The organism is Natronobacterium haloterrestre, from assembly GCF_900112205.1.
GTDB lineage: Archaea > Halobacteriota > Halobacteria > Halobacteriales > Natrialbaceae > Natronobacterium > Natronobacterium haloterrestre.
The window spans coordinates 45,914-71,479 of record NZ_FOKW01000011.1; the positions used below are offsets into that span (position 1 = coordinate 45,914).

Here is a 25,566-nt window from a genome sequence, read left to right on the forward strand (position 1 = left end):
CAGCGGAACCGTCCCCCGGTTCGAGCGGCCAAGGGCCACGTCTCGGTCACCGTTGGCTGGTCCAAAACGCCCTACGCTATCGTGTTCCACTGTGTCTAACTCCGATCGATTCGCAACCCTTATACATCCCTCCGACAGTAGGTGTAAGTGCAGCAGGGCGCTGGTAGTGTAGTGGTATCACGTGACCTTGCCATGGTCACAACCTGGGTTCAAATCCCAGCCAGCGCACTTCTCTGAATCCAAACTCACGAGCGACTGCGATTCGGATAGCGTGTCGTGAGTACACCTACATTCGGGAAGTCGCCCTTTGATTTGAACGAGAGAGGACCCAGCGGCGAACGGGGCGAGGCGACCGTCTTCGCGGTGTTCAAATCCCAGCCAGCACACTTCTGTCGCGACCAATCTACGAGCGACGGCGATCGATCACGGAAGCATCCGAGAGGTTACGATCCGCCGTAGTCGCGAGCGAGACCGTGTCTCGAGTCCGATCGACGTGGAACGACCGCCCGGCCGACTCGAGGCTGTTACGGGGCTCGAGCATCCGGATGAGCCCGCGGCCCCCAGCGCTCGTCCGGTCGTCGTCACCGACCCCTAGCCGTCCGAGTAGTTCACGAATGAATACTGATGTAGCAGGCGGTTGGCTTTTATGCCAGAGATAACTATGGATCGATAGACGATTGCCCACCAGATAGCAATGCAGACCGAAACCCCACTCCCCGATGACGCGGACGACCTGCAGTACGACCAGCGCAACGACAGGTACGTCTTCCACCACGACACCGACGGCCCGGCGACGATCACGACGACGATCGTCCACGCCCTGACGTCGATCACCGAGACCGACGTCTCCCAGGGCGAGTTCTCCCTCTACGACAGCATCGATCCCGACGCGCTCGACCGCCTCTTCCGACCCAAGGCCGACGGCACCGAGCGCACGAGCGGCCACGTCGCGTTCACGGCCCTCGATCACGAGGTCTACGTCTACGCGAACGGCGACGTGATTATCTACCCGCCGTCGAACTGAGGGGTCGTCCTTTTCTTTTTCATATTTACGTTTCCACGTGCCCGCGTGAGTCGCATTGCCCGCCCATTTAGAACCGTGGCGGTCCTTCGTGGACGTATGACCGTCATCGCACTATTGAGCGTCGCACCGGTGATCGAGGATAGCATGGCCGACGACGTCGCGGACGCCGTCGCGGCCCTCGAGGAGTACGACGTCGAGTACGAGACCAATCCGATGGGGACGGTGATCGAGGCCGACGACGTCGGAGAACTGTTCGCGGCGGCCCAGGCGGCCCACGAGGCGGTCGACGCCGACCGGGTCAGTACCGTGTTGAAGATCGACGACAAACGCGACCGCGAGACTACCGCGTCCGAGAAGGTCGACGCGGTCGAGGAGGCGCTCGGCCGGCCGCCGACCAACAAGGACGGGGAGGGCAGCTAGGGTGGCTTCAGCGGACGAACCCGCCGGAGGGAAAACACTCAACTCCCGGCCGGCCCTGCTCACGCGTATGGAACGAACCACGATCGACGTCAGCGGGATGTCCTGTAGCGGCTGCGAGGAGAACGTCGTCGACGCGCTCGAGGCGCTGTCGGGGGTCTCCTCCGCGACGGCCGACCACGAGGCCGGCGAGGTACAGGTCGAACACGACGACGACGCGGTCGACGAGGCGACGATCGGCAACACGATCGAGGACGCGGGGTACGAGCCCGCGGTCTGAGAGAAAACAGACGTCGGCGGCCGCGGAGCCCCTCGCGAGAACTGACAAACTGTTTTACGCCGGAGGCTGAAGGACGGCCATGGAGAGTCTGAACCGGATGGCGATCGAACTCGTCGACGAGGCCCTCGAGTACGCCGAGGAGCTGAACGTCGGCGGCTACGACCTCGAGAACGAAGCGACGGTCCTGGACTTCGGGATCGAGTTCGACGGCGGCGTCGAGGCCGGACTGCTGTTGACCGAGATCCAGACGGCCGGGATGGCGACGCCGAGCCACGAACTCGGCGAACTCGGCGGCGCGCCGATCCCGTACGTGGAACTGACGACTGACCAGCCTGCCCTCTCGCTGCTGTGTTCCCAGAAGGCCGGCTGGGAACTGACCACGGAGGACTTCGAGGGCCTGGGCAGCGGCCCCGCGCGGGCGCTGGTCGCCGAGGAGGACGAGTTCCGCCGGATCGGCTACACCGACGCGTTCGACCTGACGGCGCTGGCCGTCGAAACCGACGAGTTACCGACCGAATCGGCCGCAGCACAGGTCGCGGACCTCGCGGAGGTCGAGGAAAGCAGCGTCTTCCTGCTTGCCTATCCGACCGCGAGCACCGTCGGGAGCATCACCAACGCCGCGCGCGCGGCCGAACTCGCGACCTTCCGCCTGTCTGAACTGGGGTACGACCCGCTGGACGTCGTCTCCGCGACCGGCCGCGCGCCCGTCGCGCCCGTGGCCGACGACGAGGCGACCGCCATCGCGCGCACGAACGACGCGATCGCCTACGGCGGGGTCGCCCACCTCACCGTCCGGGAGGACGCCGACGTCTTCGACTCGATCCCGTCGACGGCAGCCGAGGACCACGGCCGGCCGTTCGAGGACGTGTTCGACGACCTCGGATGGGAGTTCGACGAGGTCCCCTCGGACCTGTTCGCCCCCGCGAAGGTGACCGTCGACGTGATCGGCGGCCCGACCTACGTCTACGGCGAAACGGACGAGGACCTGCTGGTGGAGTCGTTCGGCCTGTAGCCGCGATGGTCGAGTTCGATCGAGACGACGCGGTCGACGGCCGGCTGGAATCGCTGCTCGAGTTCCTGGAACTCAAGGACGAGCGCCGCACCGGCTGGGTGCTCCGGGGCGTCGAGGGGCCGGAGTCGGTGGCCGCCCACACCTGGGGGACGGCGACGCTCTGTCTGCTGTACGCCGATCACGAGGCGGTCGACGACGCCGTAGACCGCAGCCGAGCGGTGGAGATGGCACTGGTTCACGACCTCGCGGAGGCGCGCACCGGCGACGTTCCGACTCGCGCCGAGCAGGGGCGGGAACGGCTCTCCGACGCCGAGAAGGAACGGGCGGAACGGGAGGCGATGACCGCGCTGCTCGTGCCGTTCGGACTCGAACTCGAGGTCGAGGACGCGGGCGGGGGCGTGGGCGGAGGCGGAGGCGGGGACGACCCCGCGAGCCAAAGCACGGGCGAGGACCTCCTCGCGCTGTGGGAGGAGTACGAACGCCGGGAGACGCCGACCGCCCGGTTCGTCAAGGAGATGGACCTCCTCGAGAACTGTCTGCAGGCGCTCAAGTACGAACGCGAGGATCGCTACGAGGCCGACGGGGACAACGAGCACTTCGACGAGTACGACGACTTAGACGAGTTCTTCGCGACCGCGGCGCCGCGACTGGAGACGTCGTTCGGCGAGCGACTGTTCGAACGGATCAGGTCGGCATACGAACGGGAGATCGGCCGGGACTGTCAGCTGTAAGCGGACCCTGGCCCGTCAGTCCATCGGGTGGACGTCGGTCACCGTTCCGACGCCCTTGCTCCGGCCTTCGCGGAAGACGAACTTCTGGCCCTCCTCGACGAGGTACGGGCGGAACTTGAACCGGACGGTGGTCTTGCCGGTGTCGCCGGGGAGTAGCCGGCCGTTCTCGGGGTAGAACGCGGCGGCCTCGCCGATCGTCTCGAGGTGGACGACGGGTTCGTAGCCGTCGCCGATCCGGGTCGGGTGGTTGAGCACCATCACTTCGGCCTCGAACTCGCGGACGGGATCGGGGTCGGCCTCGCGCGGGAGCAGGACCATCCCCCGCTCGATGGCGCTTTCCTTGATCCCTTTCAGCGCGATGCCGACGATGCGGCCCGCCTGGGCCTCGTCGACGCGGTGATAGTGCATCTCGATCGAGCGCACCTCGACCTCGTGGAACCGGCCGTCGGACATCGGCCCGATCAGTAGTTCGTCGCCGGCCTCGACCTCGCCGGACATCACCGTCCCCGAGGCGACCGCGCCGACCCCCGTGACGGAGTAGCTGCGATCGACGTACATCCGGAACTCGCCGTCGTCGTGGGCGGTCTTGGGCAGCCGATCGAACAGTTCGTCGAGCGTCTCGAGGCCCTCCATCGTGATCGCGCTGGTTTCGACGATGGGGACGACGCGCTCGCTGATCTCCTCGACGGCGGCGTCGACGCCGTGGCGCGAGACCCGCAGGGGCGACTTCTCGACGTCCCGAAGCAGGCTCTCGACCTCGCGTTCGACCTCCTCGACGCGCTCGTCGGAGACGGCGTCGGTCTTGGTGATCGCGACGATGGTCGGGAGGTCGGTCGCCAGCAGGACGCCGAGGTGTTCCCGCGTGGTCCGCGTGGGACCGTCGTCGGCGGCGACGACCAACAGCCCGTAGTCGAGTTTCTGCCCGACGAGTCCCCGGATCGTCGTCCGGAGCCAGGGCTCGTGGCCGACGGTGTCGACGAACGAGACGAGGCGGTCGGCCTCCTCGACGACTGCCGCACGATCGGACTTGCGGTTGGGGTTGCGGACCCGGACGGGGCCGTCGTCGTCGAAGCCGTAGACCGCATACGAGAGGTCGGCCGACAGTCCGCGTTCGACCTCGTGGGGCTGGACGTCGAGGTACGATCGCGTTGCGCCGTCGCCGTCGTCCGGCTTCCCCGTTACGAGCGAGCCGACGAGCGTGCTCTTCCCGTGGTCGACGTGGCCTGCGGTGCCGATCACGACGTGTTCGTCGTCGGTCTCGAGGACGCCGCCTTCCTGGATCAGTGCGACCCCGACCAGTCCGTCCTCGATTCCCCACGTCTGGACGTCGTCGATGTGGGCGTCGGCCTCCTCGGCGAGCAAGGAGAGGACGTCCATCGTCTCCGAGAAGGTATCCGGATCGACCCCGGCCAGGCCGCCGTCGTCGGTGACGCCGACGACGTAGGTCGCCTCGCCGTCGCCGGAGAGCAGTCGGTGTCGCAACTGCGCCGCCAGACTTTCCCGTCGTCCACCCTCGAGGTGGACGTCCCGTGAGAGTCGTTCCTTGAATTCGACGCTGCCACCGTCCTGTTCGCCACGTTCCAGGGCCCGCTCGAGGAGGGCCCGGTCACGGCTCATAGGGGCCGGTAACGGCCCACACGGCAAAAGCCTTCCCGTCTATTGGTACCTAATGTCACACTAACGCCGCGTATCAGCCAGTTTCGCTCCCGAGAGATGGGGACACAGGGGGAGACGAGTCCACTCGGCGGCCGGGCACGGATCGTTCCGGGCCCGGTTTCAAGACGCTCGAGGACGTACTGCGGCCATGAGCGTCAGCGGCCTCTGCCAGATCTGTGAGTCGCGACCCGCCGAACACCGGTGTGATAACTGCGGGACGCTCGCCTGTGATCCCCACTACGAGGAGGGAAAAGGCCTGTGTGCCGACTGTGCGTCCCGGGCCGATCCCCGTCCCGGCCAGGATCGGGACGACGTCGACGTCCACCGGTTCTAACGTGACCTCGATCGAGGACCACCTCGCGGAGTCCCTCGGCGTCGGCGAGACCGTCCGGGTCGTCCTCGAGGAGCGGGACGGTCGGCTGGTGGCCGACCACCCGCGGGAGGAGAGTCCGCTCGACATCCTCGTCGAAGACCGGGAGCGACTCGAGGAGGGGGTCCCGGACGAGTCGCTCGAGAGCGGGGTCGAGGTCGAAATCCAGGAACGGATCGTCGACGGCCGCGTCGTGGGGCAGATCGTCGATACGGCCGACGGGTCCTGATCGCTGCTACCGGTACCGGTTCAGCCGCTTCTTGAGCCGTTTCGCTGCCCGTTCGCTCGCCTTCGCGAACTCCTCGCCCCGGTCCTCTCCAGCGAAGATGATCCCCCGCGAGGAGTTGACCAGCCCGACGCCGTCCGCGAGGCCGTACTCGACGGCCGCCTCGGCGTCGCCGCCCTGTGCGCCGATGCCCGGCACGAGGAACGGGAGGTCGGGCACCTGCTCGCGTAAGTCCTCGAGTTCCTCGGGTTTTGTCGCGCCCACCACGAGGCCGACGTTGTCGTTCTCGTTCCACAGGTCCGCGAGCGCGGCGACCCGTTCGTACACCGGTTCGCCGGTCTCGAGTTCCAGGTCCTGGAGGTCCTCGCCGCCGGGGTTCGAGGTCCGACAGAGGACGAAGACGCCGGCCTCCTCGTCGGCCAGGAACGGCTGTAGCGAGTCCCGGCCCATGTAGGGGTTGACCGTGATCGCGTCGACCGTCTCGAGGATCCGTGCGTACTGGCGGGTCGTGTTCCCGATGTCGGCCCGCTTGGCGTCGAGCAGGACTGGAACACCTTTCCCGTGTGCGTACGCGACGGTCTCCTCCAGGGCGGCCCAGCCGTCCGGATCCTCGTAGAACGCGGCGTTTGGCTTGAAGACGGCGGCGTGTTCGTGGGTGGCGTCGATGATCCGCCGGTTGAACGCCCAGCGGGGCAGGTCGTACTCGTGGAGGTGGTCCGGGATCCGGTCGAGGTCGGGGTCGAGACCGATGCTGACGACGCTGTCGACCGTCCGGATCCGGTCGTGGAGCCGATCGAAGAAGTTCATGCGATGTTGCACTCGAGTGGACTCCCGACCGTCGAAAAGGTTGCTATCCTGCTGGCGACCCGACGTGGGCGGCCGCTCGAGCGAGCGATCGGTGCAGTCTCATACGGATTGCTGTAACTGTTTACCGGTGCAACCGCAGGACGGTCGTGGTTGCGCCGGTAATGACTTACAGCAGTCCGTATCAGGCCTCGAGCAGTTCGACCAGGTTGTTCTCCGGATCCCGGAGGAAACAGATCGTCGTCCCGCTCTCGGTCGTCCGGGGTTCGCTGATCGTTCGGACGTCGTCGGGCAACTCGCGGTAGAACGACTCGAGGTCGTCGACCGAGAGGCCGACGTGGACCGCGCCGGGCTGGTTGAGACCGGCGGCCGGCGAACCGCGGGCCTCGGGGTCGTACTCGACGAGTTCGATCCGGGAGCCGTCGGCAGCGAGGTGGGCGAACCGGGCGCTCGCGTCCTCGACGTCGACGGCCGCGGAGAACTCCTCGCCCGCGACCTCGAACCGGTCGACGACCTCGAGACCGAGCGTATCGCGGTAGAACGGGAGGACGGTCTCGAGGTCGCTGACGGTGATACCGACGTGGTGGGCGGCGGGGTCCTGTCGTGCCATGCCCGGTCGTGGAACGAGTAGCTACGAAAAACGTTCGACTCCGGGCCCGCGCTCGTCCCCGATTCCCACCGAGTCCGCGAGTCCGGATCGCCGGAGTGGCCGTTCCGGTCCGTACCGTTATCTCCCTGGCGAACGACGGTCCGGTATGCCCCGCGTGGCCCTCATCGCCCACGACGAGAAGAAACCGGATCTGATCGAGTTCGCAAACGACAACGAGGACCTGCTCGACGAGTGCGAACTGATCGCGACCGGAACCACCGGAAAGCGACTGCTCGAGGAGACGGATCTCGACGTCGAGCGCAAGGCGTCCGGGCCGCTCGGTGGGGACCTGATGATCGGCGCGGAGGTCGCGGAGGGCGTCCTCGACGGTATCGTTTTCCTCCGGGATCCGCTCCAGGCCCAGCCCCACGAGCCGGACATCTCCGCGCTGTTGCGGATCTGTGACGTCCACGAGACCGCGCTCGCGACCAACCTCGCGTCTGCCGAGTACCTCGTCGAGGGGCTGGCGGAGTGAGCGGCCCCGGCAGTAGTCAGCCCGCAATCTCGTCTGAAGCTCACAGTGGGCCCGTCGCGCCTTTTATGATCGTGGCACCGCCTCGTATCACCATGACCATCTACGAGAGCGACCTCCCCGGCGTCGGGAAGAAACACGAGGTCGAACTCGAGAACGGGGAACGGCTCGTCATCGTGACCCACAACACGGGGAAACGAGAAGTGTTCACGAAAGCAAACGAGGACGCCGACAGCGAGAAAGTGTTCGAGGCGTCGGATCGGCTCGCCCGCAAGATCGGGACGATCCTCGAGGGAGCGTACTTCCAGCCGGTTCGGACCGACCGGGTCGAGACGATGCTGTCGGACGAGACGTTCATCGAGTGGTACGGGGTCGACGACGACGCCCAGCTGGCGGGCGTCCCGATCGGGGACGCGGATATCCGGGAACGGACCGGGGTCTCCGTCATCGCGATCCAGCGCGACAACGATCTGATCTCCCCGCCGACGCCCGAGACCGTCATCGAGCCCGACGACACCGTCGTCGTCATCGGCGAACGGGAGGACTGTCGCGAGTTCGAGCGACTACTCTCGAGCCCGGAGTCGGAGTAATCGCCCGATGCTGATTACGTCGGAGGTGAGACCGAGTGGCAGCTGAATCGACCGCGCTGATCGACGCTGGAGTGCTTTTCGCCACGGTGGCGCTCGCCGGGGTGGTCGCGAACCGGATCAACCAGTCGGTGATCCCCTTCTACATCCTCGGCGGTATCCTCCTGGGTCCGTACGTGCTCGGCGAACTCCCCGAAGTCGTCGAGGACGTCGCCGGCCCCGGGATCGACCTCTCGCTTTTCGGCTACGACCTCATCGAGGCGGTCGGTGCCGTCGCGCTGGCCGAGACGGACTTCATCCACCTCGGCGCGGAACTGGGGATCGTCCTCCTCCTGTTTTTCCTCGGCCTCGAGTTCAACCTCGAGCGGCTGATCGCGGCCAGAGACAGGATCGGCAAAGCCGGCACCGTGGATCTCGCCATCAACTTCGGCGTCGGACTGGTCCTCGGGTGGCTGCTGTTTCGCGCGTTCCTGCCGGCCTTTCTCGCCGCCGGAGTGGTCTACATCTCCTCGAGTGCGATCATCACGAAGTCGCTGATCGATCTGGGCTGGATCGCCAACGACGAGGCCGACCCGATGCTCGGAACGCTCGTCTACGAGGACCTGTTCATCGCGGTCTACCTGGCGATTGCGACGGCGCTCGTCATGGGCGGCGGCGACGTCGGCGAGGCGCTGGGACAGATCGGCGTCGCCGTCGGATTCATCCTCGCGTTGCTCGTGGTCGTCTACGTCGGTACGTCGTGGTTCCAGCGGAGCCTGGAAACCGACTCCCACGAGTTCCTCGTCCTGCGGGCGCTCGGGATCACGACCCTGGTCTCGGGTGCCGCGCTCGCGCTCGGCGTCAGCGAAGCCGTCGCGGCCTTCTTCGTCGGGATGGCCTTTTCGGCGACCGACCACGTCCACGACCTCGAGAACCTGCTCGAACCGGTCCGGGACACCTTCGCCGCGGTGTTTTTCTTCTGGATCGGGCTGATCACCGACCCCGGGGTGTTTCTCGACGCGTTCGTCCTGGCAGCGATCGCCGCCGCAGTCGTGCTGACGGCCCCGTCGAAGCTCGTGAGCGGCTACCTCGGCGGCCGGATCTACGACCTGAGCGAACGCCGCTCGCTCCGGGTCGGGCTCGGGATGACGACCCGCGGCGAGTTCTCCCTGATCATCGCGAGCATCGCGATCGGCGGGGCCGGCATCGGCCTCACCGAGGGAACCGCCGAGGCGCTGTACGCCTTCGCCGTCGGCTACGTGCTCGTCATGAGCATCCTCGGGACGACGCTCATGCAGTACTCGAGCGAGATCGAGTCCGTCGTCGTGCCGCGTCTCGAGGCCCGCCACGAGACGACGGCGCGGCCGAGCGATGACTGAGTCGGACCCGTTCCGGCCGGGCCATGCAGCCGCGGTCCGAAGGGATAGCTTCAACCGCCTCGAGCCCTCCGTCCTCCCTATGATACGGGCGGTCGTCTTCGACCTCGATTACACGCTCGCGGTACCGACCCGGGATCGCGAGACGATCCTGCGGGAGGCCGTCGACGCCACCGGCGCACCGGAGATCACGCGCGAGGAGTACCTCGAGGTCCACGGCCAGCACCTCACCCGCGAGAGCCGCGAACCGATCTTCGCGGACTTGCTCGAGGGGAGAGTCGACGGGGACGAGGACGAGGACGGGGACGAGGACGAGAACGGGGGCGATGGCAGGGACAAGGACGGGAACCAGAACGAGGTCGGAGTCGCCCCCGAACGGCTCGCGGCCGCCTACCGCGAAACCATTGCCGACGCCCTCGAGCCCCTCCCGGGCGTCGAAGCCATGATCGCGGACCTCAGCGGGGAGTATCGCGTCGGTCTGCTCACAAACGGCCCCGTCCGCGCCCAGCGGGACAAACTCGAGACCCTTGGCTGGGAGGACGCCTTCGACGCCGCGCTGGTCACCGGGGAACTCGAGGCCGGCAAACCCGATCCGCGCGCGTTCGAGGCGATCGCGGCCGAACTCGACGTCGCGCCCGGCGAAACCGTCTACGTCGGCGACGACGTCGAGGCGGACGTCTACGGGGCGACGAACGCAGGGATGGCGGTCGTGCAAGTGCTCCTCGAGGACGGCCCCGACCCGGACCCGCGAGCGGCGGCCCACGTCGACCAGAAAGAGGTCGCGACGGCGATACCGGAGGTCGTCGCGAATCTGGACACGAACCGTAGTTAGGTGTCGGCGTCGGCCTCGAGACCGCGAACGACCGCGCACACCACGTCCGTCGCCCGCTTGACCGCCGCGCCGCTCTCGACGAACACGAGCGTCCGGGGCGGTTGCGTCGCCTTGGGGCGAACCCGGAGGTCCGCGGCCTCGGCTTCCTCGGCCGCACGGTCCTGTTGCAGTTCGAACTCGAGATGGGCGCGATCCTCGTGGACGAACGCTCGAGCGATGCGTCGGCCCTCCGTCTCGTCTTCGTCACCCTCGGAACCTCCGTCGTCTCGAGCGTCACCGACTATTTCCACGTCGTACGCGCGCGCGCCGTCGGGGGTCGGCTCGACGTCGGTATCCGCATTGGTTACCGCAACGGCCGCAAAGGCTCCGTCTTCGCGGCCGTCGAGTTCGGAGGAGAGCAACTGGGCGATCCGCGTCCCGTCGGTGATCCGATCTTCGACCATGTGCGTCGGTCGGGCGGCCGAGGATTAAGAGTACTCGTCTTCGGCCGTTCCCGAGTGGTCAGGCTTTCGCGTCCGAGTCGTCCTCCCCCAGCGCCGCCTTCGCGATCGGCGCGAGTTCCGAGACGTCGATCCCCTCGCGACGGGCGTAGACGACCGCCGCGGCCTCGATCGTCAGTCCGAGTTCGTCCTGGAGCCCGTTGATCGCGCCGACGGCCTCGTGTTTCTCCATCCCCTCGGCGACGAGCGCGTCGAGGACTCGCTCGAACGCGGACCGCTCCCGGAGGATGTCGTCGTCCGGGACGAAATCCTCGGGAACCGTCACCTCCGTGTGATCGAACGTCGGGACGAGGTCGTCCCCTTCGGGACCCTCGCGCTCGAGCAGCCCCTCTCGCGTGGCGACGTCGATCAGGCGCTTTGCCTGGTCGGGCGAGAACCAGTCACGATCCAGCGAGAGCGAGACGACGAACTCGCCCTCCTCGAGGCTGTTCGTGCCGTGCTGGATGAACGGGGCCGCGACGGCGACGCGAAGGCTCATCGGGGACGACTCTCGTGAGCGGCGAAATAACGGTGGCGGTTCGGGGACGGGGTCAGTCCGAAGCGCGGCCACCGCCGTTACGATCGGCACGGGACGGGGGCGGGAACTCGGTGGCCGAGGAGCCAGACCTCGCGGGTTCGGGCGGGTCGGGGAGCACGCAGCGGTCGGGCTCCTGGTTGACGTGCTGGTACCGGTCCGGTTCGTTCGCGAGGGGGTGGGCGGGGTTCTGGTCGCTGTCGATGCGAGCGGCGCGTACCTCGTCGAATCCACAGAGGCGCGCCCGAATGCCTCGCCAGTGGTAGCGGGTCTCCGCCGGGACCGACAGCGGCTGTGGCGGTTTTCCCTCGGGATGGTCGGTCGCGAGGATGGCGTTGTTCACGTTGCTCGCCAGGGCGTCGTGATCGACGAGCACCCCTACGCGAGCGTCACGCGGCGCTCTCGCGGCGAGGACGTCGAGTCCGAGGTGAAGCGCCCGGTACTCGGCGACGTTGTTGTCCGGCGGCGCGTCCGCGGTCGCAATCCGTGCGACGCGTGCGCCGTCGCGCGTTTCGATGACGGCCCCCAGGCCGCCGCCCGATTCCCGGAAGGACCCGTCGGTGGCGACGTAGAAATCGCGGTGATGAGTCCGGGGAGGATGGGCGATATGCGGCGTGGGCGACTCGTCGAACAGGTCCCGCAGTGCGGACCGGCCGTGAGCGGCCATATCCCGTGTAGGAGACGAGTACAACTTAAACTTGTGGGTGAATTCAGTGCTCGCGACGGGCCGACCCCGTTATGTGAGCGATTCAACGTCGAATCGGTCGTGAAAATGTGTCCCATACCACCAACATTTATATTACATATCCCTCTCATTAAGCCCGTATGAAGGGTGCTAACAACATAGCAATCGATCGCCGAACGCTGCTGAAACTCACCGGGGCTGCTGGAACCACGACCGGTCTGGCCGCGCTCGCCGGGTGCATGGGCGAGGAAGGTGAAGACGGGGAAGAAGGCGGTGACGGGAACGGGTTCGATCCAAGCGAGATGACCGTGACGCTGTCACAGTTCCCCGATACCATCGACCCGCTCGACCACATCACCGGGGACTACTTCGACGTCTACGACCACATCTACGAGCCCCTGTTCGACTTCGAGCCGGGCGAGGGGATCTTCCCGCGCGTCGCCGAGGACTGGGAAGCACAGGGCGACGGGACGACCGAGGTTTACCTTCGGGACGACGTCGTCTTCCACAACGGCGACGACCTGACCGCGGAGGACGTCGCCTGGACGATCGAGCGGACGATCGACCCCGAGATGGGCGTCCCCAGTCCGATCGGGACGTTCGGTCTCGGCTCGATCGAAGGCGCGGAGGCGGTCGACGAAACGACCGTCGCCATCGAGTACGGCGCCGCGCCGGGTCTCGCCGAGTTCGAGTTCGGCAACTACGCCCGCGCGCTCAACCGCCAGTGGGCGATCGACAACCACGACGCCGAAAACGACGCGATCTCCGGGTCCAGTCCCGAGGACTTCAACGGGACCGGCCCCTACGAGGTCGTCGACTTCACTTCCGGCGAAGAGATCGTCCTCGAGCGGTTCGACGACTACTGGGGCGACGAGCCACCGTTCGAACAGGTCACGTTCAACGCGGACAGCGAATCCAGCGGTCGCGTCGCCTCGCTCGAGGCGGGCGAGACCGACCTGACGATCAACATCCTGCCGGAGGACGTGGCGACGGTGCAGGAAGCGCCGGACATCGAGGTCCGACGGGTGACGAGCTTCCGGAACATCTTCTGCCCGATGAAAAACACCGTCGAGCCGTTCGACAGCCAGGAGTTCCGGCAGGCGATGAACTACGCCGTGGACAACACGGAGATCGTCGAGACGGCCCTCAGCGGGTTCGGCGAACCGCGCGGCCAGCCCGTCGCGCCCGGTATCAACGGCTTCAACGACGACATCGAACCCTACGAGCAGGACATCGGCATGGCCGAGAGCCTGGTCGAGGAGAGCGGTTACGGCGGCGCCGAGATCGAACTCGTCGCGCCCCAGGGCCGGTACCTCAACGACGCCGACATCGCCGAGATGGTCGCCGACCAGATCGACCAGCTCGAGAACGTCAGTTGCGAGGCGAGCATCGTCGACTTCGGTGTCGTCTCCGACGCCAACCAGGCGGGGGTCGACCCCGACGAATTCGGCGACACCTGGGAGATCCCGTTCTACATGATCGGGTGGGGGACCATCACTGGCGACACCGACTACGGCGTCCAGGGCTTCTTTACGATCCCGGACAACCCGAACCGGACCTTCGACGACGAGGAGCTCAGCGACGCCATCCTCGAGAGCCAGCAGATCGAGGACCCCGACGAGCGACGCCAGAAGCTCGAGGAAGTCAACCAGCTGGCCCACGAGAAGGCGCCGTTCGTGTTCCTGCACACCCAGGAGAGCATTTACGGCATTCGCGAGGAGATCCAGTGGGAACCCCGCGAGGACGAGACCGTCTACCTCTGGGGAATGGACGCGTAGCGTCGCTGCCGTAATCGGATCGAAACCCTAATCATTATCCTTTCGATCTTCATGATATGTTCCAATGAGCCTGGGTAAGTTTCTCGTCCGGCGGATACTCCAGGGCATATTCGTCATCTGGGGCGCGATCACGATCATGTTCGGACTCCGTGCGGTGTCGCCGGGCGATCCGGCGAATCTGATGCTCGCGGAGGGTGCCACTCAAGAGTTGGTCGAACAGGTCAGACGCGAGGAAGGCCTCGATCAGCCGATCTACGTCCAGTACTTCGACTACCTCCAGGGAATCGTCACCGGCGACTTCGGGTACTCCTGGCAATCGAACCGGGAGGTCGAGGCGATGGTGATCGAGCGCATCCCCGCGACGATCGAACTCGCGGTGGCCGCGACCATCGTCGCGATCGTCATCGCGATTCCGCTGGGCGTGATCTCGGCGACGCGGCGAAACCAGCCGTCCGACTACGGGGCGACGCTGTTCTCGCTGCTTGGCATCTCGACGCCGAACTTCTGGCTAGGACTGATGTTGATCCTGGTGCTCGGCGTCTGGACCGGGGTCTTCCCGACCGGACGTCGACCGGTCGGACTCGGCGAAGCCGCGATGACGTTCGCCCAAACCGGGTCGCCCGGTGACCTGTTCACGTGGCTGCGGTACATCACGCTCCCGGCGCTCACGCTCGGGACGTACTTCACGGCGCTCATCACCCGCCTCACCCGGAGCGGTATGATCGACGAACTCGGGAAACCGTACGTGACCGCCAGCCGTGCGAAGGGACTGCCCAACGTGCTCGTCCGGTACAAGCACGTGCTCCGGAACACGATGATCCCGATCATCACCGTCCTGGGGCTCCAGATGGGGACCCTGATGGGCGGTGCAGTCATCACGGAGACGGTATTCAACTGGCCCGGACTGGGCCTACGGCTCATCGACGCCCTCGACGCCCGCGACTGGCCGCTCATGCAGGGCATCATTCTGTTCATCGCGGTCGCGTTCGTGGTGATCAACATCGTCGTCGACGGACTCTACTCGTACCTCAACCCGCAGGTGAGAGAATGATCTCGGACAGAGTCAAGTCGAACCTGAAACAGACGCTCTCGGAGAGTTTGCTCCCGAAGATCGGGCTGCTACTACTGGTATCGATCGTCCTCATGGCGATCTTCGCGCCGCTTCTGGCCACTCACGACCCGACGAGGACGGGGTACTACAGCGAACAGGGATCGGAGTATCCGCCGATCGGCCACGAATACACGACCCAGGTCGCATCGGAGGGTGAGATCGCCGAAATCACCGTCGAGCCGACCTCCGAACACGTTCTCGGTACCAACAACGTCGGCCAGGACGTCTATTCGCGGTTCCTCTACGGCGCTCGAGTGTCGCTGTTGGTCGGGATACTCGGCACCACGATGGCGCTGGTAATCGGGGTGCCGTTCGGCCTCATTTCCGGCTACTACGGCGGCCGGGTGGACGACGGGCTGATGCGGATCGCGGACACCATGCTCGCGTTCCCCGCGCTCGTGCTCGCGCTGGCGTTGATCGGCGTGTTCGGCGAATCGCCGGTGATGGTCCCCGACCCGTTCGTCATGGCGGGACTCGCCGACGGGATGCCGGAGTCGATACCCATCCCGGGTACCGTGACGATCGTCGTCGCGCTGGTGACCTGGGTGTGGTTCGCCCGCGTCGCCCGCGGGGAGGCCCTGTCGATCCGCAACGAGGAGTACGTGAAGGCGGCCCGGAGCTTCGGCACCAGCAACAGGACGATCCTGCTCAAACACGTCCTACCGAACAGCCTCACGCCGATCATCGTCCTCGCGTCGATCCAGGTCGCGACCATCATCCTGATCGAGGCCTCCCTGGCGTATCTCGGCTTCTCCGGGACGACGCTGTCGTGGGGGTACGAGATCGAGCGCGGGCAGGACGTGCTCAGGACCCGACCGTGGGTCGCGATGATCCCGGGCATCGGGATCGTCCTGGCCGTGATCAGCATCAACCTGCTCGGCGACTGGTTCCGCGACGCACTGGACCCGAACATCGAGGGTGAGGCGCGATGACAGAAACAGAAATGGATACGACGACACGGAACACGAACGCGGAGGAGATCCTCCGTGTGAGCGGTCTCTCGACTCGCTTCTTCACGCAGGAGGGACAGGTAAACGCGGTCTCGGACCTCGATCTACGGATCGAACGCGGCGAGGTCTTCGGGATCGTCGGGGAAAGCGGCAGCGGCAAAAGTGTCACCGCCAGGTCGCTCATGGACCTGATCGAACCCCCCGGCGAGATCACCGAGGGGAAAATCGAGTACAACGACCCGGACCTGGCCGACGCGGTACGAGACGACTACCCCCAGGCCGTCGACGGGGAGTACGTCGACTTACTCGAGGTCCCGGCGGACGTCCGCGAGTCGCTTCGCGGGACGTCGTTCAGCATGATCTTCCAGGACCCCGAGAGCAGTTTCAACCCGACGCTGACCGTCGGCGAACAGCTCGCGGAGGCGGTCGAGGTCCAGCGCCGTGCGAGCGCGCGGCCCCGATCGACCCGTGCCAAGACCCAGGACTACACGCTCGCTTCCTTCGCCCTGTCGACGGTGCTCCCCTCGAGGGAGTACGTCAGCGAGGAGAGCCGCGAGCGGGCCATCGAACTGCTCGAGATGGTCGGCATTCCCGACCCCGTCGAGCGGGCCGACGAGTACCCCCACGAGTACTCCGGGGGGATGCTTCAGCGGGCGATGATCGCCCAGGCGCTCGCCGGCGAACCCGACGTACTGGTCGCCGACGAGCCGACGACGGCCCTCGACGTGACGATCCAGGCGCAGATCCTCGATCTGCTGGCCGAGATCCAGGAGGAGACCGGGATGACGATCGTCCTGATCACCCACAATCTCGGCGTCATCGCCCGCATGTGCGACCGCGTCGGCGTCATGTACGCCGGCGAGATCGTCGAGCGCGGCACCCTCGAGGACGTGTTCGACGACCACGTCCACCCCTACACGGAGGGGCTGCTCGGCTCGATCCCCGACCTCGAGGGGGCACGCGGCCGCCTGCAGCCGATCCCCGGCAACGTGCCGAGCCTCCTCGATTCGGAGATGGAAGATCGGTGTTACTTCGCCGACCGCTGTCCGAACGCCATGGAGGACTGCCTGGATCACCCGCCGGAGTACGACGCCGACGGGAGCGCGGACCACGAGGTCCGGTGTGTTCTCGCCGAACGGGACTACGAGGAGTCCCGGGCGTTGCCCGAGGGTTACTTCGGCGAGACGGAACGCCCGGCCGCGGACAAGCACGCCGATCCGGACCGCACGGAAGAAGACGTCCAGCCCGAGCGGGCCGAGCAACCGGTCGACGACTCCGGAGGTGATCGTCTATGAGTTCGGACCTCTCGGACGCGACGGGAGCAGAGACGGCGGACGCCGCGAGCGATGCCGACGGCGAGCAACCCCTCGTCCGGGTCGAGGGACTGGAGAAGTACTTCTGGGAGAACGACTCACTGATCGACCGCCTGCTCGGGGACGAGCCCGTCGCCGTCCGCGCGGTCGACGGCGTCAGCTTCGACATCCACGAGGGCGAGACGCTCGGCCTCGTCGGCGAGTCCGGCTGCGGGAAATCCACCACGGGCGAGACGCTGTTGCGCCTGCAGGAGCCAACGAACGGCCGCGTCGAATTCGACGGCGAGAACGTCTACGACCTCGACGGGAGCGAGCTGACGGACTTCCGGCGGTCGGCCCAGGTCGTCTTCCAGGACCCCTTCTCGAGTCTCGACCCGCGGATGACGATCGGCGACATCGTCCAGCAACCGCTCGACGTCCACGACGTCGGAACCGAAGCCGAGCGCGAAGAGCGCGTTCGCGACCTCCTCGAGCGGGTCGGACTCTCGGTCGACCAGCTCGATCGGTTCCCCCACGAGTTCTCCGGCGGCCAGCGCCAGCGCATCGGCATCGCGCGGGCGCTCGCGCTCGATCCGGAGTTCCTCGTCCTCGACGAACCGACGAGCGCGCTCGACGTCTCCGTCCAGGCGCAGGTGTTGAACCTGCTGGACGACCTCCAGACGGAGTTCGACCTGACCTACCTGCTGATCAGCCACGACCTCTCGGTGATCCGCCACATCTGCGACCGCGTCGCGGTGATGTATCTGGGCGAGATCGTCGAGGTCGGGCCGGCCGACGACCTCTTCGAGGACCCGAGACATCCCTACACGCAGGCGCTGCTCGAGAGCGTCCCGCGAGCGTCGACGGCGGAACAGGACCGCGACATCGAGACGCTGTCGGGCGACGTTCCCTCGCCGCGTGACCCGCCCAGCGGCTGTCGGTTCCGGACCCGGTGTCCGAAGGTGATCCCGCCGGCCGACCTTGAGATCGAGCAGGCGGATTTCCGCGAGCTCATGGATCTCCGCGAGCGCATCGAGCGACGGGACGTCTCCCTCGAGACGGTCGGCGAGGACGGCCGGTTCGAGTTCGAGGACGGATCGGTACCCGAGCGGGACGTCTCCGCGTTCGTGACGGCGCTCAAGGACAGGTTGCTCGACCGCGACCTCCCGGCGGAACACGACGCCGTCGTCGAAGAGGCGCTGACCGAACTCGCAACCTCGAACTGGGACGCCGCCGCGGAGACGCTCCGTGCGGAGTACCAGAGCGTCTGCGAACGCGAAAATCCGCCCCTCGAGACGCCCGCGTCCTGGGCCGGAGCGGACGTCGACTCGAGCGAGGGTGAGGATCATCCCGTTGCCTGTCACCTCTACGCGGAGTCGACGCGGTCCGCCCCCGAGCCGGACCCGTAATCTCGCTTATCGGCGGCGACTACCTTTCTCCACCGGTATATCGGAGAAAAAGAGGATTCCGGGGGAGACCCAATCTGTATTGGCACCAGGTGTAATACCGGCCGTCTCCTGAAACGGGTATGAACCGATCTAGCGACAGCCGAATGGAAGCCGCCTGTTCTCTCCTCGCGAAGTCGAAACGCCGCTACGTGCTCTATCAGCTGGTAGACGACCGCGCTGCACACATCGAAGATCTCGTGACCCAGGTTGCAGCCTGGGACGCAGGCGAGCCCGTCGACCGGATCGACGACGAGACCCGACAGCGGACCTACGTCTCGCTCGTCCACAACCACCTCCCGCGACTGGCCGACTACGACATCATCGACTACGACCTGCGAAGCGGCGACATCGTCCTCGCCGAGGGCTTCGAGGACATCCAGCCGCTGCTCGAGCAGTTCAGACAGACCGAAGAGGATCCGGAGCTTCGCGCCCGCCCCGCGCTCTGATCGGCGATCGAACGCGAAATCGGTTCCGGTGTCCGTCCCCGTGTCGGTGTCCGTGCCCGTTCGCGCTGTCGATTTCGGCGTCCGTATCGGTGTCGCCGCCCGTCTCTTTGCTTCGAATCGAAACCAATAGGACACTCCGAGCGGGAGTGCCGATGTGAGCCGTTATCGAAACGTCGGACTCTTCCTGACGCTTGCAGCCTGCTGGGGATCGGCCTTCGTCGCGATCAGCGCCGGCCTGGAGCACTTCCCGCCGGTGCTGTTCGCCGCGTTACGGTACGACGTCGCCGGCGTCATCATGCTCGGCTACGCGGCCTACGCCCTCGAAGACGGGGCGTGGCTCCCGCGGGGGCGCGCCGAGTGGGCGGTCGTCGCGGTCGGGGCCGTACTGCTGATCGCCGCGTATCACGCGTTCCTGTTCGTCGGCCAGCAACACACGACCGCGGCCGCCGCAGCCATCCTCGTGAGCCTCTCGCCCGTGTTGACCACCGGGTTCGCCCGGGCGCTGGTCCCGTCGGACGCCCTGTCCGCGATCGGGGTCGTCGGCGTCGCCCTGGGACTGGTCGGCGTGGCGATCATCTCCCAGCCCGATCCGTCGAACCTGCTTGCGACCGACTTCGTCGCGAAACTGCTCGTCTTCTGTGCTGCGGCCTCGTTCGCGCTCGGGAGCGTGCTGACGCGGCGGATCGACGCCTCGTTGCCGATCGAGACGATGGAGGCCTGGTCGATGATCGGCGGGGCACTGGTGATGCACCTCGTCAGCCTCGCGCTGGCCGAGCCGATCGAACCGTCCGCCTGGACTGATCCCCAGGCGCTCGGCGCGCTGGGCTATCTCGCGCTCGTCGCGAGCGCCCTCGGCTTCCTGCTTTACTTCGACCTGCTGGAACGGCTGGGGGCCGTCGAGATCAACATGGTGTCGTACGTCGCGCCGATCTTCGCGACGGTCGTCGGCTGGCTCTATCTGGGGGAGGTCGTCGATGCGACCACCGTCCTCGGGTTCGGCTTCATCGTCGCCGGGTTCGCCCTCGTCAAACGCCGGGCGCTCCGGGAGGAGTTCGCCCACGTCAACCGGCTGTACTCGAACTCGAGGGAGTGACAGCGACCGACCCGCTATCGACCGTACGAGTGGCCCACGTACAGCGCGACCAGGTTGAGTGCCACGAGCGCGACGAAGACGAGCGTCCGGAACCGGGTCGACAGGCCGGACGCGAGCAACGGCAGGGAAAGAAACGGTAACACGACCGCCATCCAGAATCCCGCCCGTCGGATCGGCGTCGCAAGCGCCGGGACGGCTCGCTCGAGGCGACGGTCGTGGTCCGGGCTCGTCTCCGCCTGCGTCTCCGGGTCGTCCGTGGCGGTCGTCGAGGTCGGGGCGGCCGTATTCGTTGCACCTGTGGCACTCGAGGCCGATTCCTCCCTCGCGTTCGGCGAGTCCGCCGACGTGGATGCGGATGGAGAGGGGGATCGGGACTGGACCGTCGAGGCCGACCCGGAGGCCGAGGTCGGTCCATCGCTTGCGGCTGACGAATCGCTCATCGAAACACCTGCTATCGGCGCTAGTTCCGCCCCGGGAGCCATATATCGTCCCGACGGTTTCGTTCGGTTAGCGACGATTCACTCGAGTAACCGCCGCGAGCCGTCGTTCGTCGCCGCCTTCGCGAAAACCGCTGTTTTCAGCGCTCGAAAAACCCGTTTCCGCCCGTTTCTCGGCGTGAGGTGCTGCCTTCCCCCGCTCAATTTCGAATTACGGCGCCGGCGCCGCCGTCGCTCGAGAGTCGACGTGGGAACAGGTCCCGCCTACTGTATGGGTAGCGGCGGACGAGAGCGGCGTTGGACGCGAACCGCGAGGCTGTCGCTGCTCGACGAACCCGGAGAAAACGGCGGTCGGATTCGAACGAACCGAGGCCGGTTCGACTACTGGAAGCCGATCCGGCTGCTGCGACGACCCGTCGGATCCGGTCCGCCGGAGCCGCCCTGGAACTCCTCTTCGATCCGCTCGTAGTAGTCGAGGATGTCGTCCGTGATCGTCGGCCGGACGTTCTCCATCGCCTGACGGAAGTGGCGCATCTCGACGACGTCCGCCTCCTCGTCCTCGCGCAGCGCCTCGATCGCCGCCTCGCGGGCGATCGACTCGAGGTCGCTGCCGACGTAGCCGTCGGTGATCTCGGCGATCTCGCGCAGCGTGACGTCGGCCGCCAGCGGCGTATCCTCCGTGTGGATCTCGAGGATGCGCTCGCGACCGTCGACGTCCGGCTCGCCGATCATGACCAGCCGGTCGAACCGGCCCGACCGCAGGAGCGCGGGATCGATCATGTCCGGCCGGTTGGTCGCGCCGATCACCATCACGTCCTCCATCTCCTCTAGCCCATCGAGTTCGGTCAGCAGCTGGTTGACGACCCGCTCGGAGACGTTCGAGCCGGTCTCGCCGCCGCCACGACCCGGCGCGAGCGCGTCGAGTTCGTCGAAGAAGATGACGGTAGGCGAGACCTGTCGGGCCTTGCGGAACGTCTGGCGGATCGCCTTCTCTGACTCACCGACCCACTTCGAGAGCAGTTGCGGCCCGCGCACCGAGATGAAGTTCGCGTTGGTCTCGTTGGCGACGGCTTTCGCCATCAGCGTCTTCCCGGTGCCCGGCGGCCCGTACAGGAGGACGCCGGCCGGCGGATCGATGCCGAGCCGGTCGAACCGCTGGGGGTTGTTGAGCGGCCACTCGACGGACTCCTGGACCTGGTCTTTGGCGTCGTGGAGGCCCCCGACGTCGTCCCAGGAGATCTTCGGCAACTCGACTAGCACCTCCCGCATCGCGGAGGGTTCGACCTCGTTGAGCGCGCCGCGGAAGTCCTCCCGCTTGACGATCATCCGGTCGATCAGGCTCGGCGGGATGTCCTCCTCGTCGAGGTCGATCTCGGGGAGGTATCGGCGGAGGGCCTTCATCGCGGCTTCCTTCGTCAGCGACTCGATGTCCGCGCCGACGAAGCCGTGGGTCTCGTCCGCGAGGTGGCCGAGGTTGACGTCATCCGAGAGGGGCATGCCGCGGGTGTGGATCTGGAGGATCTCCTCGCGGCCCGTCTCGTCGGGGACGCCGATCTCGATCTCGCGGTCGAACCGGCCCGGCCGGCGCAGCGCGGGGTCGACGCTGTCGACGCGGTTGGTGGCCGCGATGACGATGACCTGGCCCCGGGCCTCGAGGCCGTCCATCATCGTCAGCAGTTGTGCGACGACGCGGCGCTCGACCTCGCCGGTGACGTCTTCCCGCTTGGGCGCGATGGAGTCGAGTTCGTCGATGAAGATGATCGACGGCGACTCCTCGCTCGCGTCCTCGAATATCTCCCGGAGCTGTTGCTCGGACTCCCCGTAGTACTTCGAGATGATCTCCGGTCCGGCGATGGAGAAGAAACTCGCGGAGGTCTCGTTGGCGACGGCCTTCGCGAGCAGGGTCTTCCCGGTGCCCGGCGGCCCGTGGAGCAGGACGCCCTGCGGAGGCTCGATGCCGAGCTTCTTGAAGATCTGCGGGTGTTTCATCGGGAGTTCCACCATCTCCCTGACCCGCTGGATCTCGCTTTGGAGGCCGCCAATGTCCTCGTAGGTGATCCCGCCCCCGGTCTTCTCGAACCCGGAGATGGGTTCCTCCCGGAGTTCGACGTCGGTGTCCTCGGTGATGAGGACGACGCCCTCCGGTTCGGTCTCGACGGCGATCAGCGGGATCGCCTGGCCGGGAGAGCGCATAAACGGATGGTTCGTCGAGGACATGACCGGGACGATGTCGCGACCGACGACCGGCCGCTTGAGGATCTGGCGTTTCACCATGCCGGCGGCGTCGGAGCCGAACTGGACCGACGCCTCCTCCGGGGGCGCGAGGACGAGTTCGTCGGCTTTCGTCGCCTCGGCCTTCCGGATCGTCACCCGTTCACCGATCCCGACGTCGGCGTTCTGTCGCGTGAAGCCGTCGATCCGGACGGTGTCCGTGTTCCAGTCCTGCCGGTCTGCACGCCACACTTTCGCGGCGGTCGTATCCGCACCTTCGATCTCGATGATGTCGCCCGGACTGAGCTTCAGGTGCAACAGCGTGTCCGGGTCGAGTCGGGCGATACCACGACCCGAGTCGTTCGGGTACGCCTTCGCAACCTCCAGTTGAACTTCGTTCATGATTCGGGATGGACGGCGATGTCAATGACTCCGATTCGTTATCGGATAGGCTTTTTGCTAGCTTGGGTTTGCTAGATGCTACCAATTCAAAGAAAGGGGAGCGGATACATAGATGTGACGGCATCGGCGGATTTGGTTCCCCCCCGGTCCGGTTCCGGCCCCGAGAAGATGGGTTTTTGCCCGTGCCGGTCCCCCACGTAGCCATGACTGGGACCAGTGCGCGCACGCTCGCGTTCGACGGCCGCATGGGCGCAAGCGGCGATATGATCCTCGCCGCCCTGCTCGACGCCGGCGCGGACCCCGACGCGCTCGAGGCGGTGACCGAGGAACTCGATCTCGAGTACCGACTCGAAGAGACCACGAAGTGCGGCATCTCCACGACTGCGGTGGACGTGTTCCTGACGGACGGGGACGAAGGGACCCCGGAAGGGGCCCGTGACGGGGACGAACAGGACGACTCGGACTTCGATCGGGGGGACGGGACCGACGATCAGTCCCACGGTCACGGGTCCGAAGGCGACCATCACCATCGTCACGAGCACGATCACGGCCACGACCACGGCCACGACGGCGTCCGCGCCGAGGGCCACGGCCCCCACCGCAGCTACCTCGAGGTCCGCGACATCGTCGAGCGAATGGCCCTTCCGGACCCCGTCGAGCGCGACGCGCTGGCCATCTTCGAACTCCTCGGTGAGGCCGAAGCCAGCGTCCACGGCGAGGCACTCGAGGACATCCACTTCCACGAGGTCGGGGCCGACGACGCGATCGCCGACGTGGTCGGCGCGGCCGCCCTCGTTCACGATCTGGACGTCGACCGGGTCGTGACGACGCCGCTTGCCACCGGCGGCGGCGCTACCTCGATGAGCCACGGCGAGTACCCCGTCCCGACGCCCGCCGTCGTCGAGATCGCCGAGCGCGCCGACTGGTCGCTGCGGGGCGGCCCCGTCGACGCCGAACTCCTGACTCCCACGGGCGCGGCGATCCTGGGCCACTACGCCGAGGGCGTCGAGTCGCTGCCGCCCCTCGAGGTCGACGGGTCGGGGTACGGCGCAGGCGGCTACGACCTCGATCCCCACCCGAACGTCCTCCGCGTGCTAGTCGGCGACGGCTCCGGCGAAGGGGGACTGGTGAAAGACGCCATCGCCGTCCTCGAGACGAACCTCGACGACGCCACGCCGGAGGTGCTCGGTGGACTGCAGGAGACCCTCGCGGACGCGGGTGCGCGAGACGTTTCGATCCTCCCGGCGACGATGAAGAAGTCCCGGCCGGGGCATCTCGTGAAGGTGATCTGCAAACCGGCCGACCGGGAGCGGGTTGCCCGCCGCCTCGCCGAGGAGACCGGCACGCTCGGGATTCGTGACTCCGGCGCGAGCCACCGGTGGATCGCCGAGCGGGCGTTCGAGACCGTGGAACTGGATCTCGACGGCGAGACCTACGCGGTGACGGTGAAAGTCGCAAGGGACGCCGACGGCGACGTCTACGACGTGAGCGCTGAGTACGACGACGCACGGGACGTGGCTCGAGCGTCCGGCGTCGCCGTTCGCGACGTAATTAGACGGGCCGAAGCGGCGGCCGAATCGGAGTCGTGGCGAACCTGAACTGCGGCCCGACGAGAACGGGTGGCCACGGGTATGGATCAGCGCCGAAAACAGAAGGGAAGGTCGTCGCATCCGCCGACGTACCAGCGGAACACGTCGGGTCCGTTGCCGCTACGCCAGCTAGTCCAGGTCGTCGCCGTCGACGGTAACGGAGACTCCGGTGACGTCACCGGAGGTGGCCGACTGGTTGACGTCAGCGACGTTGTTCTGCTCGACGTTCTGGACCTGGTTCGTCGTCGCGTCGGCGAACGCGATCGATACCGCTATCGAGTCGCCGCCGTCTACGCCAGCGAGGACGTCGGCTGTCCCGCTGTCCTCGTGAGAGGCGGCGGCCGTTCCCGCGAATCCCATTGCCAGTACACTGGCCATCAGTGCTATCGTCAGTGTGATCGTAAGTGCGCGTTTCATAGTTGATCGTTGTGAGGCACGCATCACACCGGCGATCGACAGCGGGAACGACGATCCGACAGGTGTGTGTACTCCGGCGAGATAGCCACTGCCGTCTCCCCGCTGCTCCCGCTGTGACGCGTTACCCAGTCGTTCCCTATCAGGGAAGCCCACTTCAACCCGAAGAACGGTTTCGGGGAGAATTGGGCCATTAGCATGACTCTATCGACGCCCAAAGACCGAATGCGACAGATCTCTGAACGAACTCGAGTCGGCCGTTCGAGCATATTGGATACGGG

At 66.5% G+C, this 25,566-nt stretch carries 28 protein-coding genes and 1 tRNA gene; 20 read left to right on the forward strand and 9 right to left on the reverse strand.

Translation table 11 applies throughout. The features are described from left to right. Positions 1 to 157: 157 nt before the first annotated feature. From BM113_RS18265 to BM113_RS18290, 6 genes are all read left to right on the forward strand, one after another. Positions 158 to 228, forward strand: a tRNA-Gly gene (locus BM113_RS18265). Positions 229 to 694: 466 nt separating this feature from the next. Further along, entirely contained in the window at positions 695 to 1,024 is a 330-nt protein-coding gene (locus tag BM113_RS18270; RefSeq protein WP_007141973.1) for a HalOD1 output domain-containing protein, read from the forward strand. Between the two features lie 96 nt (positions 1,025 to 1,120). Next, on the forward strand, positions 1,121 to 1,444 hold the full coding sequence (locus BM113_RS18275) for an MTH1187 family thiamine-binding protein (RefSeq protein WP_089789459.1): 324 nt from the start codon (positions 1,121 to 1,123) through the stop codon (positions 1,442 to 1,444). A 67-nt stretch (positions 1,445 to 1,511) separates the two neighbouring features. Continuing rightward, the gene (locus BM113_RS18280) at positions 1,512 to 1,721 is read left to right on the forward strand and encodes a heavy-metal-associated domain-containing protein (RefSeq protein ID WP_089789460.1); all 210 of its coding nucleotides are present in this window, start codon (positions 1,512 to 1,514) and stop codon (positions 1,719 to 1,721) included. 79 nt (positions 1,722 to 1,800) lie between these two features. After that, the gene (gene mch, locus BM113_RS18285; RefSeq protein WP_089789461.1) at positions 1,801 to 2,733 is read left to right on the forward strand and encodes a methenyltetrahydromethanopterin cyclohydrolase; all 933 of its coding nucleotides are present in this window, start codon (positions 1,801 to 1,803) and stop codon (positions 2,731 to 2,733) included. Between the two features lie 5 nt (positions 2,734 to 2,738). Further along, complete coding sequence (locus BM113_RS18290) at positions 2,739 to 3,464, forward strand: HD domain-containing protein (protein WP_089789462.1); 726 nt, start codon at positions 2,739 to 2,741, stop codon at positions 3,462 to 3,464. A gap of 15 nt (positions 3,465 to 3,479) precedes the next feature. Here the strand turns inward: BM113_RS18290 and BM113_RS18295 are convergent, their stop codons facing one another. Further along, positions 3,480 to 5,081, reverse strand: a complete 1,602-nt coding sequence (locus tag BM113_RS18295) for a GTPBP1 family GTP-binding protein (protein WP_089789463.1) — start codon at positions 5,079 to 5,081, stop codon at positions 3,480 to 3,482. Positions 5,082 to 5,268: 187 nt separating this feature from the next. On the opposite strand from BM113_RS18295, the gene BM113_RS18300 reads away from it, so the two are divergent. Continuing rightward, entirely contained in the window at positions 5,269 to 5,454 is a 186-nt protein-coding gene (locus tag BM113_RS18300; protein WP_089789464.1) for a hypothetical protein, read from the forward strand. A 1-nt stretch (position 5,455) separates the two neighbouring features. Further along, entirely contained in the window at positions 5,456 to 5,719 is a 264-nt protein-coding gene (locus BM113_RS18305) for a hypothetical protein (RefSeq protein WP_089789465.1), read from the forward strand. 6 nt (positions 5,720 to 5,725) lie between these two features. On the opposite strand, the gene pyrF is transcribed toward BM113_RS18305, so the two are convergent. Together pyrF and BM113_RS18315 are read right to left on the reverse strand one after the other, a co-directional pair. Next, positions 5,726 to 6,523 carry an orotidine-5'-phosphate decarboxylase gene (pyrF, locus tag BM113_RS18310; RefSeq protein ID WP_089789466.1) on the reverse strand — a complete coding sequence of 266 codons (798 nt, stop codon included), beginning with the start codon at positions 6,521 to 6,523 and terminating at the stop codon, positions 5,726 to 5,728. A 181-nt stretch (positions 6,524 to 6,704) separates the two neighbouring features. After that, on the reverse strand, positions 6,705 to 7,130 hold the full coding sequence (locus BM113_RS18315; protein WP_089789467.1) for a VOC family protein: 426 nt from the start codon (positions 7,128 to 7,130) through the stop codon (positions 6,705 to 6,707). Positions 7,131 to 7,275: 145 nt separating this feature from the next. Between BM113_RS18315 and BM113_RS18320 the strand changes: the two genes are divergently transcribed. From BM113_RS18320 to BM113_RS18335, 4 genes are all read left to right on the forward strand, one after another. Further along, complete coding sequence (locus BM113_RS18320; RefSeq protein ID WP_089789468.1) at positions 7,276 to 7,644, forward strand: methylglyoxal synthase; 369 nt, start codon at positions 7,276 to 7,278, stop codon at positions 7,642 to 7,644. Positions 7,645 to 7,736: 92 nt separating this feature from the next. Then, positions 7,737 to 8,231, forward strand: a complete 495-nt coding sequence (locus tag BM113_RS18325; protein ID WP_089789469.1) for a cation:proton antiporter regulatory subunit — start codon at positions 7,737 to 7,739, stop codon at positions 8,229 to 8,231. 35 nt (positions 8,232 to 8,266) lie between these two features. Further along, on the forward strand, positions 8,267 to 9,586 hold the full coding sequence (locus BM113_RS18330) for a cation:proton antiporter (protein ID WP_089789470.1): 1,320 nt from the start codon (positions 8,267 to 8,269) through the stop codon (positions 9,584 to 9,586). Between the two features lie 79 nt (positions 9,587 to 9,665). Beyond that, positions 9,666 to 10,415: an HAD family hydrolase gene (locus BM113_RS18335; RefSeq protein ID WP_089789471.1), complete on the forward strand. Its 750-nt coding sequence runs from the start codon at positions 9,666 to 9,668 to the stop codon at positions 10,413 to 10,415. On the opposite strand, the gene BM113_RS18340 is transcribed toward BM113_RS18335, so the two are convergent. From BM113_RS18340 to BM113_RS18350, 3 genes are read right to left on the reverse strand one after another with little or no spacing between them, the layout of a single operon-like run. After that, the gene (locus tag BM113_RS18340) at positions 10,412 to 10,858 is read right to left on the reverse strand and encodes a DUF7993 family protein (RefSeq protein ID WP_089789472.1); all 447 of its coding nucleotides are present in this window, start codon (positions 10,856 to 10,858) and stop codon (positions 10,412 to 10,414) included. The genes BM113_RS18335 and BM113_RS18340 overlap by 4 nt on opposite strands. A gap of 58 nt (positions 10,859 to 10,916) precedes the next feature. Continuing rightward, on the reverse strand, positions 10,917 to 11,393 hold the full coding sequence (locus BM113_RS18345) for a DUF2240 family protein (RefSeq protein WP_089789473.1): 477 nt from the start codon (positions 11,391 to 11,393) through the stop codon (positions 10,917 to 10,919). Positions 11,394 to 11,445: 52 nt separating this feature from the next. After that, positions 11,446 to 12,096: a ribonuclease H family protein gene (locus BM113_RS18350; protein WP_089789474.1), complete on the reverse strand. Its 651-nt coding sequence runs from the start codon at positions 12,094 to 12,096 to the stop codon at positions 11,446 to 11,448. Between the two features lie 158 nt (positions 12,097 to 12,254). Between BM113_RS18350 and BM113_RS18355 the strand changes: the two genes are divergently transcribed. From BM113_RS18355 to BM113_RS18385, 7 genes are all read left to right on the forward strand, one after another. Continuing rightward, positions 12,255 to 13,892: an ABC transporter substrate-binding protein gene (locus BM113_RS18355; RefSeq protein WP_177209218.1), complete on the forward strand. Its 1,638-nt coding sequence runs from the start codon at positions 12,255 to 12,257 to the stop codon at positions 13,890 to 13,892. Between the two features lie 64 nt (positions 13,893 to 13,956). Then, positions 13,957 to 14,943 (forward strand): ABC transporter permease, encoded by a 987-nt coding sequence (locus tag BM113_RS18360; protein ID WP_089789476.1) that lies wholly within the window; start codon positions 13,957 to 13,959, stop codon positions 14,941 to 14,943. Continuing rightward, complete coding sequence (locus BM113_RS18365) at positions 14,940 to 15,935, forward strand: ABC transporter permease (protein ID WP_089789477.1); 996 nt, start codon at positions 14,940 to 14,942, stop codon at positions 15,933 to 15,935. The genes BM113_RS18360 and BM113_RS18365 overlap by 4 nt, the downstream gene beginning before the upstream one ends. Before the next feature lie 11 nt (positions 15,936 to 15,946). Continuing rightward, on the forward strand, positions 15,947 to 17,248 hold the full coding sequence (locus BM113_RS18370) for an ABC transporter ATP-binding protein (protein ID WP_089789478.1): 1,302 nt from the start codon (positions 15,947 to 15,949) through the stop codon (positions 17,246 to 17,248). After that, complete coding sequence (locus tag BM113_RS18375; protein WP_089789479.1) at positions 17,245 to 18,654, forward strand: ABC transporter ATP-binding protein; 1,410 nt, start codon at positions 17,245 to 17,247, stop codon at positions 18,652 to 18,654. The genes BM113_RS18370 and BM113_RS18375 overlap by 4 nt, the downstream gene beginning before the upstream one ends. A 119-nt stretch (positions 18,655 to 18,773) precedes the next feature. Further along, entirely contained in the window at positions 18,774 to 19,139 is a 366-nt protein-coding gene (locus tag BM113_RS18380; RefSeq protein ID WP_177209219.1) for a DUF7344 domain-containing protein, read from the forward strand. 154 nt (positions 19,140 to 19,293) lie between these two features. Further along, positions 19,294 to 20,232, forward strand: coding sequence for a DMT family transporter (locus BM113_RS18385; protein ID WP_089789481.1), 939 nt, complete (start codon positions 19,294 to 19,296; stop codon positions 20,230 to 20,232). A gap of 14 nt (positions 20,233 to 20,246) precedes the next feature. Here BM113_RS18385 and BM113_RS18390 read toward each other — a convergent pair whose 3' ends face one another. Together BM113_RS18390 and BM113_RS18395 are read right to left on the reverse strand one after the other, a co-directional pair. Continuing rightward, a complete protein-coding gene (locus tag BM113_RS18390) occupies positions 20,247 to 20,672 on the reverse strand; it encodes a DUF8028 family protein (protein ID WP_089789482.1) in 426 nt (141 codons plus the stop codon). A 378-nt stretch (positions 20,673 to 21,050) separates the two neighbouring features. Then, a complete protein-coding gene (locus BM113_RS18395) occupies positions 21,051 to 23,282 on the reverse strand; it encodes a CDC48 family AAA ATPase (RefSeq protein WP_089789483.1) in 2,232 nt (743 codons plus the stop codon). Positions 23,283 to 23,485: 203 nt separating this feature from the next. Here BM113_RS18395 and larC point away from each other — a divergent pair, with 203 nt between their 5' ends. Then, positions 23,486 to 24,880, forward strand: a complete 1,395-nt coding sequence (gene larC, locus BM113_RS18400) for a nickel pincer cofactor biosynthesis protein LarC (protein WP_089789484.1) — start codon at positions 23,486 to 23,488, stop codon at positions 24,878 to 24,880. Between the two features lie 120 nt (positions 24,881 to 25,000). On the opposite strand, the gene BM113_RS18405 is transcribed toward larC, so the two are convergent. Further along, complete coding sequence (locus tag BM113_RS18405; protein WP_089789485.1) at positions 25,001 to 25,288, reverse strand: hypothetical protein; 288 nt, start codon at positions 25,286 to 25,288, stop codon at positions 25,001 to 25,003. Between the last annotated feature and the right edge of the window lie 278 nt (positions 25,289 to 25,566).